This is a genomic window from Haloferax sp. YSSS75 (assembly GCF_046764215.1).
GTDB lineage: Archaea > Halobacteriota > Halobacteria > Halobacteriales > Haloferacaceae > Haloferax.
In genome coordinates this window covers 2,978,572-2,992,036 of record NZ_CP177206.1, presented here as the reverse complement: position 1 = coordinate 2,992,036, position 13,465 = coordinate 2,978,572, and the positions used below count along the sequence as shown (strand labels likewise).

Sequence of the window (13,465 nt, the reverse complement as noted above, 5' to 3'; positions counted from 1 at the left end):
CGAACACACCATTTCCAGACTACCGACCATACCCAGACTGACCATCGTACCACACCGACTATGACAGGATACACACGTGAGGAACTGCTCGCGGCACACGAACAGCTCGTCGACAACGAGGACAATCTGATGGCTGACGGTGGGAAAGAACCGCCAGTCGTCGTCAAGATTGGCGGCGCGAAAGCCGTCGACCCGGAAGGCGCGGTTGCAGACGTGGCTCACCTCGTCGCCAACGGCACCGACGTCGTCGTCGTCCACGGCGGGTCCACCGCGGTGGACGAGACGCTCGAAGAACTCGGTGAGGAACCCACCTACGTCGAGTCGCCCTCCGGCGTCACCGGGCGCTTCACCGACGAGCGCACCATGGAGGTGTTCTCGATGGTGATGCCCGGCAAACTCAACACCGACCTGACGGCGCTGTTCCGCGAGGCGGGCGTCGACGCACTCGGCCTCTCCGGCGTCGACGGCGGCCTGCTGACCGGGCCGCGCAAGTCGGCGGTCCGCGTCGTCGAGAACGGCAAGAAGAAGATAAAACGCGGCGACCACTCCGGGAAGATTACCTCGGTGAACGCGTCGCTCCTCGAAACCCTCCTCGACGGCGGCTACACGCCAATCGTGACGGTTCCGATGCTCGCCGACGACGGCGTCCCCGTCAACGCTGACGCCGACCGTGCGGCGGCAGCAGTCGCGGGCGCACTCGGTGCGAGACTCGTCGTCCTCACCGACGTGAAGGGCGTCTACGCCGACCCCGACGACGAATCGACGCTCTTCGAGACGGCCGACACGCCCGCAGAGTTCGAAGCACTCGAAGCGGCCGCAGAAGGCTTCATGACGAAGAAAGTCATGGCCGCGAAAGAAGCACTCACCGGCGGGGCCGCAGAAGTCATCGTCTCCGACGCGAACGTGAACGACCCCATCGTGACGGCGCTCAACGGCGGCGGCACGCACGTGACGCCCGGTGCGCTCGTGGAAACGACGGAGGCAGAGTGATGTCCGGGTTCGTCTTCTCCGAGAAACCCATCACCATCGAATCAGGTGAAGGACCGTACCTCTACTCGGACGACGGCACCGAGTACCTCGACTTCGGTGCGAGTTACGCCGTCGCGGCACTCGGCCACTCACACCCCGCCGTCACCTCGGCGATTCAGGAGCAGGCCGCGAAGTTGACCTACGTACAGGCGTCGTATCCGGTCGAAGTCCGCACCGAGTTGTACGAGAAACTCGGTGCGCTCGCACCGGGCGACATCGAGAACGTCTGGCTCTGTAACTCCGGGACTGAGGCGAACGAAGCGGCGATGAAGTTCGCTCGCTCTGCGACCGGTCGTCAGAAGATTATCGCCACCAAACGCGCCTTCCACGGACGCACCCTCGGGTCGCTCGCGCTCACGTGGAAACAGAAGTACAAGAAGCCGTACGAACCGGTCGCCGGCGGCGTCGAGTTCGTCACCTACGGCGACGAAGAAGAACTCGCCGAGGCAATCGACGACGAGACGGCGGCAGTCTTCCTCGAACCCATTCAGGGTGAAGGCGGCATCAACCCCGCCTCGGTGGAGTATCTCCAGAGCGCTCGCGACCTGACCGAAGACGCAGGCGCGGCGCTCGTCTTCGACGAGATTCAGACCGGTATCGGGCGCACCGGGACGCTCTGGGCCTGCGAACAGGCCGGTGTCGTCCCCGACATCCTCACGAGCGCGAAGGGTATCGCAAACGGCCTCCCGCTCGGTGCGACGCTCTGTGCCGACTGGATTGCCGACGGTGCGGCCTCTCACGGGTCGACGTTCTCCGGCGGCCCAGTCGTCTGTGCGGCGGCCAACGCCACGCTCGACACCATCGTCGAACAGGACATCCCCGGCCACGCGGCGGAGATTGGTGACTACCTCACGAGCGAACTCGAAGCGGCCGTCGAAACGCACGACTTGCCGGTTCGCGAGGTTCGCGGCGACGGCCTGATGATTGGCGTCGAAGTCAAACGCGGCGCGAACCGCACCCTCAAACACCTCGCACTGTCCGAGCAACTGCTCGCGCTTCCGGCGGGCCGGACCGTCGTTCGGTTCCTCCCGCCGCTCGTCATCGACGAATCGCACGCCGACGACGCAGTCGAGGCCATGACGAACGTGTTGTCATGAACGCTGGAACCACACACGACGGCCACACCGAGACGAACGCCGACCTCGTCGCCGGCAGCGACTGGCCCGAGGCGCGTCGCCTCCTCTACGACATGGTGTCGACGCCCTCGGTGTCGGGCGAAGAGACGGACGCCGCCGAGGTGCTGAAGGCGTTCTTCGAGGCACACGACCGTGAGGTGTGGATAGACGACGTGGGCAACGTCCGCGCACCCGCCGACGACGCGGTGTTGCTCACGTCGCACATCGACACCGTCCCCGGCGATATCCCCGTCAAAGTCGAAGACGGCGTCCTCTGGGGACGCGGGAGCGTCGACGCCACCGGCCCACTCTGTTCGATGGCCGCGGCGGCAATCGAGACGGGTGTCTCGTTCGTCGGCGTCGTCGGCGAGGAAACCTCCTCGCGGGGTGCGTGGCACCTCGTTGAGGACCGTGACGCACCCGACGCCGTCATCAACGGCGAACCCTCCGGGTGGGACGGCGTCACCCTCGGCTATCGCGGATTCCTCGACGGGACGTACGTCTCGACCAGTGAACTGGGTCACTCCTCGCGCCCGGAAGACAACGCCATCCAGTCGGCCGTCGCGTGGTGGTCACGTGTCGCCGACTTCTTCGACGAGGAGTACGACGGCGTCTTCGACACCGTGACGACCAAACCCGTGACCTTCGACGGCGGCCCCACCGACGATGGCCTCGCCGTCGAGGCGACGGTGGACGTGCAGTTCCGCGTCCCCCCTCGCCTCACCATCGACGACGTGCGCGAAGTCGCCGAAGGCGAACTCACCCGCGGGAGCGTCCACTGGAACAAACCCATCCCACCCGTGATGATGAGTCCGCGCACCGAAGTCGCGCGGGCGTTCCGCGTCGCCATCCGCGGTATCGACGGGACAAAGCCCCGGTTGCTCCGCAAGACAGGGACCAGCGACATGAACATCTTCGCCGGCACGTGGGACTGCCCGATGGCCACCTACGGCCCCGGCGATTCGGACCTCGACCACGCACCAGACGAGCGTCTCGAACTCGCCGAGTTCGACACCTCCATCGACGTCCTCGTCGCGGTCTGTGAGACGCTCGCAGACGACTGAGAGACTGAGAACACGAGACACGACACACGACACAATGCTCGAAACCACACACTTCACCGACATCGACGACGTCAGCGCATCGGAGTTAGACCGCGTCCTCACCCGCGCCGCCGACATCAAGGCGGGCGACGACGAGACGCAACTGACCCGAGCGACGCTGGCGATGCTCTTCGAGAAACCGAGTACCCGCACGCGTGTCTCCTTCGAGACGGGCATGACGGAACTGGGCGGCCACGCGCTGTTTCTCGGCCCCGAGGACATCCAACTCGGCCACGGCGAACCGCTGTCTGATACGGCACGCGTGCTGGGTCGTTACGGCGACGCCATCATGGTGCGTCTGTTCGAACACGCCGACTTACTGGAAATCGCCGAGTACTCCGACGCACCGGTCATCAACGGTCTGACCGACGACGCCCACCCGTGTCAGACGCTCGCCGACCTGCTGACGATTCGTGAACACGTCGGCCCGTTCGACGAGGTGCAGGCGGCGTGGGTCGGCGACGGCAACAACGTCGGCCAGTCGTTCGTCAAGGGGTGTGCGATGGCCGGAATCGACCTGACCGTCGCGACGCCCGAAGGGTACGCGATGGACGACGACGTCATCGCGCAGGCGGCCGAACTTGGGCAGGCACCGACGGTGACGACGGACCCCGAAGAAGCAATCGACGGCGCCGACGTCGTCTACACCGACGTGTGGATATCGATGGGCCAAGAGAGCCAACGACACGAGAAACTGCAGGCGTTCGAAGGCTTCCAACTCAATCAGAATCTGTTGGCCGACAGCGACGCGAAGGTGATGCACTGTCTGCCCGCCCACCGCGGCGAGGAGATTACCGGCGACGTGCTCGAAGGCGACCAGTCCATCGTCTGGGACCAGGCGGAGAACCGCCTGCACGCCCAGAAGGGACTCATCGTCGAGTTGCTCGAATAACACCCCACCTGCAGTCCGGCCGGTCGCTCGGCGACTCCGACTCGCTGTGTCTCACTTCGTCTCAGTTTCGCAGTCCCGTCTTTCGGTCCAAGTTCGAGACGACAGTCGAATCGGACGATTAATCGACATATATAACTAATTGGACGTTTGACAGAGTGGTAGTTGAGGCATATGACCCCGCTGCTCGCACTCCGCGCAGTTTTCAACCCCCTCTCGCCCCCCGCCGCGAAGTAGGTCCGATAGCAGCAGCACTCGGGTCGATTCACTACGTGTTCCGTAGTTGCAACTTCTCCACAGAACACACACGATATGCCGAAATTCGCCACCCTTCGGGTCGAACGTGACCCGGAGACACTGGACTCGTCGGACCGAAAGTCGAGTTCGGACCAGCTATCGCATCGCACGCACGCACACCACACCACGCTCGAATCGACTTCCTCCACAGGCAGTCGATGGGAGGGAGCGAGATGAGCACCCACAGACCGTCGGGTACCCCGAGTGAGACACGGTCCTCACTCTGGAAGAACCGGAATTTCCTGCGGTTCTTCTTCGGGCAGTTCGTCTCGAACGCCGGAGATAGCCTCTACACCGTCGCTATCCTCTGGTTCGTCTACGAACTCAGTGGTTCGACGGCCCTGACGGGCATCGCGAACTCGCTGTTGCTGTTGCCGTTCGTCCTGCAGATTATCGCCGGACCAATCGTCGACAGACTCCCCATCAAACCTCTGTTGGTGGGGTCGCAAGTGGTTCAGGGCGTCGTCGTCCTCGTCCTGCCTCTTGCCGCGTACACCGGACAGTTGACCGTCGAACTCATCATTGTCTTGATTCCGGCCCTCTCGTTGATGACGCTCGTGAACGCACCCATCCAGTCCACGCTGGTACCCCGTATCGTTGCCGACGAACAACTGTCGCGGAGTAACTCGGCGCTTGCGACTGTCACACTGGGACTCGACATGGTCTTCGACGCACTCGGTGGACTCCTCATCGCCGTCTTCGGAGCGACAGCGCTGTTCCTCGCCGACTCGCTCACGTTCGCCGTCGCAGGCGTGCTGTTCACGGGGATGATGATACCGAGCGTCGACAGTGAGAACGAAGCGCCAGCGGAGTCGGCCCTGACGGCGTACGTCTCGGACCTCCGCTCAGGAATCGACATCCTCCGTGGAACGCTGTTCGTGGAGATGATGTTCACGACGGCGGTGTCCAACTTCGCCATCGGCGTGGCGCTCGCAGTCCTCCCGGCGTTCGGAACGGACCTCGGAGGACCGGCCATCTACGGACTGTTGCTCGGCGCAATCGGCATCGGACGCATGTTTGGGTCGGTGACTGCGCCGTCTCTCAACGACGTTCCCTACGGCCGGTTGACGGCGGTGAGTTTCCTGCTCTCCGCGCTCCTTTGGGTCGGGTCGGTCTACTCGCCGTCGGTGGTGCTCACCATCGGTCTGTTCTGTCTCGCCTGGGTCGCCGCAGGGGTCAACGGCGTCCTCATGTCGACGCTGAACCAGCGGGTGTTCCCCGAGAACCTCCTCGGCCGCATCTCCGCTATCAAAGGGACCGCCTCCATGGCGACGTTACCGGTCGGGTCACTCGTCGGGGGATTCGTCGCGGAGTACATCGGTGTCGTCACGACCATGGGACTCGCCGCATTCGGATTCGGATTCGTGGGCCTCTACTTTGCGATTCGGCCGGGGCTACGCCACCTCCCGGCGGTGGCCGACGTTGGCCCATCGACGTTCGACATTCGCGTCGACTCCTCGCAGGGAACAGACACACTCGACGGAGGTGAGGTCCGAAAATAGGTCGCACTGCCGGCAGTCTCACGCCGGCACACACTCGTTTACGCTTCTGCGCCGGTTCGAGACTCTGGTTCTGCATCCGCCTCGGACGGAATCAAGCCGAGTTGCTGCATCGTTCCGTAGTAGTCGAACGCGTCCCACTGTTCTGCAATCTTGTCGCCTTCGAACCGGTAGATGGTGATGCCGCTGGACTGCCAGTGGTTCCCCGTCGGTTCGGTAGTGAGGTACGACGGCGCGTCGTTCGTTCCTTCGAGCGTGTACCGGACCGCGAGTCGGTCACCGGCGGCGAACATATCCTCGATAGTGAATTCGAGGTCAGACGTCCCGTCGAGGACGGCCTGGATCATCTCTCGCGCGCCGTCGATGTCGCGGTCACCCATCGGGTCGTGCATGACGAAGTCGTCGGCCGCAACCTCGTCGAAGGCCGCCGCGTCACGGCCGTTCCACACGTTTTCTTCCACTTTTCGAACCTTCGCTTTCATCTCGGCTGTCGATATCGTGTCCATCTCAGTTCACCAACTGAGAGTACGCGCAGAACAATCATAGGATATTTGTCAGTTATTGCGGTATGTCGTGACTGGGAGAGAGTCTCGTCGCCGAAAAACGGACGGGACGGTGTCGGTCTACAGCGCGTCTTCGAGCGTTGGGTAGGTCAGGCCGATGACGCCGCCGTAGACGACGTGGCCGACGAGACTCGTGACGTTGACGTTCGGCAGCGGTGGGTTCGCGGGCGACCCGACGACGCTCAACCAGACGGGCATGACGAGGACGGCCAGAATCGCCCACAGGACGACGCCGTAGGCGATGCCGACGCCGAACGACTTCGCCGTCGAATCGAGTCCGACGTACCCCGCGAGGGCGGCGAAGACGACGCCGAGGACGGCACCGTGGGCGACGTGAATCGTGAATCCGGCGACGCCACCGGTCAACGCGTACATCGACGGGATGGCGACTTCGAGAACGGGACGCATCTGGACGACCATCAACGCCCCCATGACGACGGCGGCGAGGATGCCGGCGACGACGCCTGCTTGCCAGGAGTGGGCTGTTGTCGATTCGATTCGTGACGAGGTGGCTGTCTCTGATGCCATGAGTCAGGTGTCAACAGCCCCCGAGATAATGGTCTCTCGGACGGGTGTGACTGCTGCATCGCGGGGATACAATTATCACTGGGACGCCGCGTCACGCGGTGTCACCCCGTCATCCATCGGGTCCCACGGCGGTCACCACCCCGAGACTTTTAATCGGATGGCGGCCGAGAACCGTTCGTGGCCCACGCCAACGACGCAAGCGACGACAGCGACTCGGAGAGAGCGTGGCGCTTCTTCCCGTACGACGACCCGTATCCGAATCAGGAGGCGGCGATGGCCGGTATCGCCGACGCCCTCGACGACCAACGGAACGTCCTCCTCGAAGGCGCGACGGGGACGGGAAAGACGATTTCGGCGCTCGTGCCGGCGCTCGAATACGCCCGCGAGCACGACAAGACGGTGGTCATCACGACGAACGTCCACCAGCAGATGCGGCAGTTCATCGAAGACGCCCGCGCCATCACGCGCCGTGAACCCATCCGGGCGGTGGTGTTCCGCGGCAAGTCCTCGATGTGCCACATCGAAGTTGGCTTTCAGGAGTGTCAGACCCTCCGCGATACGACGCGAAGCATCGTCGAAAAGGAGTCCGACAAGGCGGAACTCTCTGACCAGGCGCAGACCCTCCTCGACCGGATGCGCGACGGTGAGTCGGGTGCCGGCGAGGCCAGAACCGCCGTCACGGACGAACTCGACACTATCGACGACGAGTTAGACCAGTTGAAAGAGGGCAACTACTGCGAGCACTACTACAACAACCTCACACAGAACACGGACGACTTCTTCCAGTGGTTGTTCGACGACGTGCGCACGCCAGACGAGATTTTCGCCCACGCCGGCCGGCAGAACCTCTGTGGCTACGAGTTGCTGAAAGAGGGGATGGAGGGCGTGGACCTCGTGGTCTGTAACTACCACCACCTGCTCGACCCGATGATTCGCGAGCAGTTCTTCCGGTGGTTGGACCGCGACGCCGACGACATCATCACCGTCTTCGACGAGGCGCACAACATCGAGGGGGCCGCCCGTGACCACGCGAGTCGCGCGCTGACCGAGAACACCCTCGAAAGTGCGATGAGCGAATTAGAGGAGGTGGACGACTCGCGGGCCGAAAGCGCCCGCAACGTCGTCGGGTCGTTCCTCGACGCCCTCAGAGAGAGTTACGACGAGGCCTTCGGGTTCGGTGAACGCGAGCAGGTCGGCGAGAACTGGTACGACCTCTCTATCGCCAGTCAGGCCCGGCGCGACGACCTGACGATGGAGTTCCTCCGGTCGTACGAAGGCCAGGGCATCGACGTAGAAGTCGAACTCGCCTTACAGTTGGGCAAACGCCTCGACGAGCAGTACGAAGACGAGTACAAGAACGGCGAGGCGACGACGCGCAAAGAGTGTCAGACCCTGCAGGCGGCCGGATTCATCGCCGACTGGATGGAGATGGGCGACGAACTCGGCCGCCACCCGATGCTGTCGGTGCGACGCGACGGCGGCACCGACGAGATATACGGCCGCGCCGAACTCTACACCTGCATCCCTCGCGACGTCACCCGCGAGTTGTTCGAGGAAGTCCACGCGAGCATCCTGATGTCGGCGACGCTGCGGCCGTTCGACGTGACAGAGGAGACGCTCGGCCTCAAAAAACCGGTGACGATGGCCTACGGCCTCGAATACCCCGAAGACAACCGCCGGACGTTCGCCGTCTCGCTCCCGGCGTTGTTCTCCTCGGAACGCGACGACCCGGCGACACAGGAGACGATAGAGCAGTTACTCGTGGACGCGGCGCGCTTTACGCCGGGCAACACGCTCGTGTTCTTCCCGTCGTACGCCGAGGCCGAGCGCTACCACGAGCGCTTGCGCGGCAATCCGGCGGCCGACTTCGAGTTCTTCCTCGACGAACCCGGCGTCCGCGCCGAAGAGGCGCGACAGGAGTTCGTCGGCAAAGACAACGCGGTGCTCCTCACGTCGCTGTGGGGGACGCTCGCCGAGGGTGTGAGTTTCGACGGTGACGACGCGCGAACCGTCGTCGTCGTCGGCGTCCCGTATCCACATCTCTCGGAGCGCCTCGAAGCGGTGCAAGACGCCTACGACCGCATCTACCGCGGCAAGAAGGGGGCGGGGTGGCGCTACGCCGTCGAGATTCCCACTATCCGTAAGACCAGACAGGCACTCGGCCGGGTCATTCGCTCACCCGACGACTTCGGGGTGCGCATCCTCGCCGACAAACGCTACACGCACGAGAGTTCCTCGATGGGGAAGTACGGCGTCCGCGGGTCGTTCCCCGTCGAAGAGCGGGTCGAGATGGTGGACATCTCCCCCGAGAAACTCAAGTTCGCGATGCTGAACTTCTACAACGACCACGACGCCTACGACGGCGACCCACCACGGCCGTAGGAGACGGCGTGACACCCCGAGACCACCACTCGACATCGCCGAGACATTCTTCCCTCTCCGAACCAACACATACTCGATGAGCGCGACCCCTCCGGGACCGAAGGGCATCCCCGTCTTCGGTGCCAGCAGGCAGTACGCCCGCGACCCGTTTTCGTTCCTGACGGCAGTCGCCGACGCTTACGGCGACGTGATTCACTTCGACCTCGGCCCACTGGACACCTACATGCTGACGAACCCCGCCGACGTCGAACGCGTCCTCGTGAGCGAGGCGTCGAAGTTCCGAAAGCCGCAGTTCCAAGACCAGGCTATCGGTGACTTGCTCGGCGAGGGATTGCTGATGAGCGAGGGTTCGACGTGGCAGAAACAGCGAGAACTCGCTCAACCCGCCTTCGACCCGCGTCGCATCGCGACGATGGCAGGGATGATGACCGACCGGACGGAGCGCCTGCTCTCGGAGTGGCACGACGGCGACGTCGTGGACGTGCAACTGGAGATGACGCGCCTGACCGTCGAGATAATCGTCGACGCGATGTTCGGGGCCGAACTCGACGACGAACGGACCAGAGTCATCCAGGAGAACCTCGAACCGCTGGGAACGCGGTTCGAACCCGACCCGATTCGCTTCCTCACGCCCGACTGGGTTCCGACGCGAGAGAATCGCGAGTACAAGCAGTCGCTGTCGGTGCTCGAAGACCTCATCTGGGACATCGTCGACGAGCGTCGCGGAAGCGAGTACGGAACGACGCCGGCATCCTCGGTGTCGGCGGCCGACTCTATCGAGGAGCAACCGATGGACCTGCTGTCGATTCTCCTTCGCGCCTACGACGCGGGCGAACAGACCGACGAGAACCTCCGCGACGAACTGATGACGATGCTGTTAGCGGGCCACGACACGACGGCGTTGACGCTGACGTACGCGTGGTATCTGCTCTCCCAGCATCCCGAGGCGGAGGCGAAACTCCACCGCGAACTGGACGAGGTGCTCGGGGGGCGGACGCCGACGTTCGAAGACGTTCGGCAGTTGGAGTACACAGAGCGCGTGTTGAACGAGTCGATGCGTCTGTATCCGCCGGTGTACGTGATGTTCCGCGAACCGAAGGTGGACGTGCGACTCGGTGGCTATCGCATCCCTGCGGGGTCGGCAATCATGCTCCCGCAGTGGGTGGTCCACCGGTCGGAGCGCTGGTGGGACGACCCGCTCGAATTCGACCCCGACAGGTGGAAACCGGAGCGCACGAACGACCGACCACGGTTCGCGTACTTCCCGTTCGGTGGCGGGCCTCGCCACTGTATCGGCAAGCACCTCTCGCTGCTCGAAGGCCGTCTCATCCTCGGAACGGTCGCTCAACAGTACGAACTCGACTACATCAGAGACGAGCCATTTTCACTCCGCGGGTCGCTGACGATGCACCCGCAAGAACCGATGGGGATGCGACTCCACGCCCGCGAGTAGTCTCCGGGACCCCGCCCCTTCAGGCCGGGAGCGAAATCGACGTCACGGACTCGCGGAACTTCCCGTCGTAGAGGTCGAGTTGTGAGACGGACCACTCGACCGGGTCTATCTCTCGACTCGCCACTGCGCGGGCGTCCGCCACCTCACCACCGCGAGCGAGCGTGACGTGAGGGACGTACTCGTCGCCTTCGAGTCCGTCGATAGCGCCGAACTCGTCGACGAGTCGCCGGTGTAACGCTTCGAGGCCGGGACTCTCGACGGAGAGGTAGACGACGGGGGCAGACCCGCGTGGTGGCCGTTCGAAGAAGTCGATGCCCGTGATTTGGGCCTCGAACGCGGGCGTCCCGTTCAGCGTCTGCCGAAGGCGTTCTCGCAGGTGGTCGGGGTCGGACGTTTCGAACCGCTTACAGACGAGCGTGTGCCGGTCGCGAACCCGGTCGAACGGTGCGAGATACGGAAACAGGTCGGACGCGAGACGGGCGACCCGCCCCGGGACCGGGACGTTCAGACTGTACACGCCCGTGACTCACGGGAGAGATACAAAGGCGTATCGCCGTGAGTGGCGAGGTGACAGCGCCGACGGGTGGCCGGCGTCAGATACGGTCGAGTAACCAGAGGACGATGAGCGCCGCGACGGCGAGACCCAAGAGTGGCCGAAGCGGGCCCAAGAGCATCGTGAAGAGGCCGAGAATCTCGCCGACGATTTCGAGGACCAACCAGATGAGGACGAGGACCAACACGAGTTTCAGGAGGTCCTCGACATCGATACCGCCACGATTCAGTTTCATGCTTGCCGGGTCAGGGAGTCGAGCGCAAATACTTGGTGGCCGACGTGACAATCGGTCACAACGACGTGTTCGGTGGGGAACGGGCGTCGAATACGGGTCGAACGGGGCGTCTTCCGCCGACGTCGCAGGATGCCGGGTAAGTTTATTCGTCTACGGTGTCACTCTCTTGCATGGACAGTGTGTTCTACCAACTGGGACGCCTCTCTCGGCCAGACTCGGGAGCGGAGTCGTCGGCGACGGTCGGTGGGTCGTCGAGCATCCCACGTTGGCTTGGTCCCCTCGCACTCGCGGTGTTGGTGTTCGGTATCGCCGTCGTCGTCTTCCCCGTCACACCCGTGACGCTCGCGGGGTACGTCCTCCTCGCACTCGCAATCGCGGCGGTGTACGACGCCGTCGAAATCGTACAGGCGTACGAGAAGCGGACGCTCACGGTGTTCGGAGAGTACAAGGGCATCCTCCAACCGGGTATCAACTTCGTCCCGCCGTTCGTCTCGAAGACCTACCGCTTCGACATGCGGACACAGACGCTCGACGTGCCGTCTCAGGAGGCAATCACCGAAGACAACTCGCCGGTGACCGCCGACGCCGTCGTCTACATCCGCGTGATGGACCCCGAGCGTGCCTTCCTCGAAGTCGACAACTACCGCCGGGCCGTCTCGTTGCTCGCCCAGACGACGCTTCGGGCCGCCCTCGGTGACATGGAACTCGACGACACGTTGGCACGGCGTGACCACATCAACGCCCGCATCCGCGAGGAACTCGACGAACCCACCGACGAGTGGGGCGTCCGCGTCGAATCCGTCGAAGTGCGCGAAGTGAAACCCTCCGCAGACGTCGAGAACGCGATGGAACAACAGACCTCTGCCGAACGCCGTCGCCGCGCCATGATTCTCGAAGCGCAGGGTGAACGTCGCTCTGCCGTCGAGAAAGCGGAGGGTGACAAGCAGTCGAACATCATCAGGGCTCAGGGGACGAAACAGGCCGCTATCCTCCGTTCACAGGGTGACGCCATCTCCACCGTCCTCCGCGCCCGTGCCGCCGAGTCGATGGGCGAACGCGCCATCATCGACAAAGGCATGGAGACGCTGGCGAGCATCGGCACGTCGCCGTCGACGACGTACGTGCTCCCACAGGAACTCACGTCACTGCTCGGCCGGTACGGAAAGGGTCTGACCGGGTCCGACCTACAACAGGCCGGTGGTCTGGAGAGTCAGGCGTTCGACGAGGAGACCCGAGAACTCATCGGCCTCGACGACATCGACGACATCCTCAGTGAACTCGGGTCGATAGAGACTGACGACCTAGCTATGGACGCCGTCGATATCGAAATCGAAGATGGTGGCGTCGAAACCGAGACGCAACGGTAATCGAGGTACGTGCGGACCAACCGGCCTCGAACACCGCGTCGACTGCTCGTGTCACTGCGGCGTCGAAGAGAGTAAGCGTCGCCTGTTCGATACGGACAGGAACCGTGGTCCGCTGGTCGCCAGCCCAAGTAAAGCAAGACGCCGAGAGGTCACCAGCGGACTGTCGACGGGTGTCGGCCCGAAGATGGGTCCCCCACAGGTCACCGGACAGATTCCAGTGGGTGAGGCCGACACCTCGCAGACGGGTCCCGAACTGCGCCACCGATTCAGGGGCAGTGCGCTGTCTCTCTGCAGGCAGGTTCGTCTCGTTTCAGTTCCCCTGTACGACGTGCGATGTCGTCTTCCCCTGATGTCTGCGACTTTCGCAGACACGTGAGCGTTCGACGCGAGAGATAGTAACGACGTACGGAAATTCTCGTTCGACGAGAGTCTGTGGTACGCAGGCGGTACGT

12 protein-coding genes are annotated in these 13,465 nt (G+C 63.6%); 8 read left to right on the top strand and 4 right to left on the bottom strand.

The window, feature by feature from the left end; translation table 11 throughout:
• Positions 1–60: 60 nt before the first annotated feature.
• The 5 genes from ACK3R5_RS15560 to ACK3R5_RS15540 all read left to right on the top strand — a co-directional run bounded on the left by ACK3R5_RS15560 (position 61) and on the right by ACK3R5_RS15540 (position 5,935).
• Positions 61–990: an acetylglutamate/acetylaminoadipate kinase gene (locus ACK3R5_RS15560; RefSeq protein WP_411964952.1), complete on the top strand. Its 930-nt coding sequence runs from the start codon at positions 61–63 to the stop codon at positions 988–990.
• Positions 990–2,126, top strand: coding sequence for an aspartate aminotransferase family protein (locus ACK3R5_RS15555; protein WP_411964951.1), 1,137 nt, complete (start codon positions 990–992; stop codon positions 2,124–2,126). The genes ACK3R5_RS15560 and ACK3R5_RS15555 overlap by 1 nt, the downstream gene beginning before the upstream one ends.
• Positions 2,123–3,208 carry a [LysW]-lysine hydrolase gene (locus ACK3R5_RS15550; RefSeq protein WP_411967611.1) on the top strand — a complete coding sequence of 362 codons (1,086 nt, stop codon included), beginning with the start codon at positions 2,123–2,125 and terminating at the stop codon, positions 3,206–3,208. Before ACK3R5_RS15555 ends, ACK3R5_RS15550 begins: the two co-directional genes overlap by 4 nt.
• 34 nt (positions 3,209–3,242) lie before the next feature.
• Entirely contained in the window at positions 3,243–4,139 is an 897-nt protein-coding gene (gene argF / locus ACK3R5_RS15545; protein ID WP_411967610.1) for an ornithine carbamoyltransferase, read from the top strand.
• A 467-nt stretch (positions 4,140–4,606) separates the two neighbouring features.
• Positions 4,607–5,935 carry an MFS transporter gene (locus ACK3R5_RS15540; RefSeq protein WP_411967609.1) on the top strand — a complete coding sequence of 443 codons (1,329 nt, stop codon included), beginning with the start codon at positions 4,607–4,609 and terminating at the stop codon, positions 5,933–5,935.
• A gap of 38 nt (positions 5,936–5,973) precedes the next feature.
• On the opposite strand, the gene ACK3R5_RS15535 is transcribed toward ACK3R5_RS15540, so the two are convergent.
• Together ACK3R5_RS15535 and ACK3R5_RS15530 are read right to left on the bottom strand one after the other, a co-directional pair.
• A complete protein-coding gene (locus tag ACK3R5_RS15535; protein WP_411967608.1) occupies positions 5,974–6,438 on the bottom strand; it encodes an ester cyclase in 465 nt (154 codons plus the stop codon).
• Between the two features lie 117 nt (positions 6,439–6,555).
• Positions 6,556–7,023, bottom strand: coding sequence for a DUF6789 family protein (locus tag ACK3R5_RS15530; RefSeq protein WP_411967607.1), 468 nt, complete (start codon positions 7,021–7,023; stop codon positions 6,556–6,558).
• Between the two features lie 177 nt (positions 7,024–7,200).
• Here ACK3R5_RS15530 and ACK3R5_RS15525 point away from each other — a divergent pair, with 177 nt between their 5' ends.
• Together ACK3R5_RS15525 and ACK3R5_RS15520 are read left to right on the top strand one after the other, a co-directional pair.
• Positions 7,201–9,405 carry an ATP-dependent DNA helicase gene (locus tag ACK3R5_RS15525; protein ID WP_411967606.1) on the top strand — a complete coding sequence of 735 codons (2,205 nt, stop codon included), beginning with the start codon at positions 7,201–7,203 and terminating at the stop codon, positions 9,403–9,405.
• A gap of 76 nt (positions 9,406–9,481) precedes the next feature.
• Positions 9,482–10,858, top strand: a complete 1,377-nt coding sequence (locus ACK3R5_RS15520; protein WP_411964944.1) for a cytochrome P450 — start codon at positions 9,482–9,484, stop codon at positions 10,856–10,858.
• 19 nt (positions 10,859–10,877) lie between these two features.
• Here ACK3R5_RS15520 and ACK3R5_RS15515 read toward each other — a convergent pair whose 3' ends face one another.
• Positions 10,878–11,375: a 2'-5' RNA ligase family protein gene (locus ACK3R5_RS15515; RefSeq protein ID WP_411967605.1), complete on the bottom strand. Its 498-nt coding sequence runs from the start codon at positions 11,373–11,375 to the stop codon at positions 10,878–10,880.
• 76 nt (positions 11,376–11,451) lie between these two features.
• Entirely contained in the window at positions 11,452–11,646 is a 195-nt protein-coding gene (locus tag ACK3R5_RS15510; protein WP_411964942.1) for a hypothetical protein, read from the bottom strand.
• A gap of 170 nt (positions 11,647–11,816) precedes the next feature.
• On the opposite strand from ACK3R5_RS15510, the gene ACK3R5_RS15505 reads away from it, so the two are divergent.
• On the top strand, positions 11,817–13,013 hold the full coding sequence (locus ACK3R5_RS15505) for an SPFH domain-containing protein (protein WP_411964941.1): 1,197 nt from the start codon (positions 11,817–11,819) through the stop codon (positions 13,011–13,013).
• Positions 13,014–13,465 lie beyond the last annotated feature (452 nt).

Bases quoted from the DNA above. Each gene is read 5' to 3' on its own strand.
- ACK3R5_RS15505 (WP_411964941.1), top strand. From the start codon at position 11,817: ATGGACAGTGTGTTCTACCAACTGGGACGCCTCTCTCGGCCAGACTCG.
- ACK3R5_RS15555 (WP_411964951.1), top strand. From the start codon at position 990: ATGTCCGGGTTCGTCTTCTCCGAGAAACCCATCACCATCGAATCAGGT.
- ACK3R5_RS15530 (WP_411967607.1), bottom strand. From the start codon at position 7,023: ATGGCATCAGAGACAGCCACCTCGTCACGAATCGAATCGACAACAGCC.
- ACK3R5_RS15520 (WP_411964944.1), top strand. From the start codon at position 9,482: ATGAGCGCGACCCCTCCGGGACCGAAGGGCATCCCCGTCTTCGGTGCC.
- ACK3R5_RS15510 (WP_411964942.1), bottom strand. From the start codon at position 11,646: ATGAAACTGAATCGTGGCGGTATCGATGTCGAGGACCTCCTGAAACTC.
- ACK3R5_RS15535 (WP_411967608.1), bottom strand. From the start codon at position 6,438: ATGGACACGATATCGACAGCCGAGATGAAAGCGAAGGTTCGAAAAGTG.
- ACK3R5_RS15550 (WP_411967611.1), top strand. From the start codon at position 2,123: ATGAACGCTGGAACCACACACGACGGCCACACCGAGACGAACGCCGAC.
- ACK3R5_RS15540 (WP_411967609.1), top strand. From the start codon at position 4,607: ATGAGCACCCACAGACCGTCGGGTACCCCGAGTGAGACACGGTCCTCA.
- argF (WP_411967610.1), top strand. From the start codon at position 3,243: ATGCTCGAAACCACACACTTCACCGACATCGACGACGTCAGCGCATCG.
- ACK3R5_RS15560 (WP_411964952.1), top strand. From the start codon at position 61: ATGACAGGATACACACGTGAGGAACTGCTCGCGGCACACGAACAGCTC.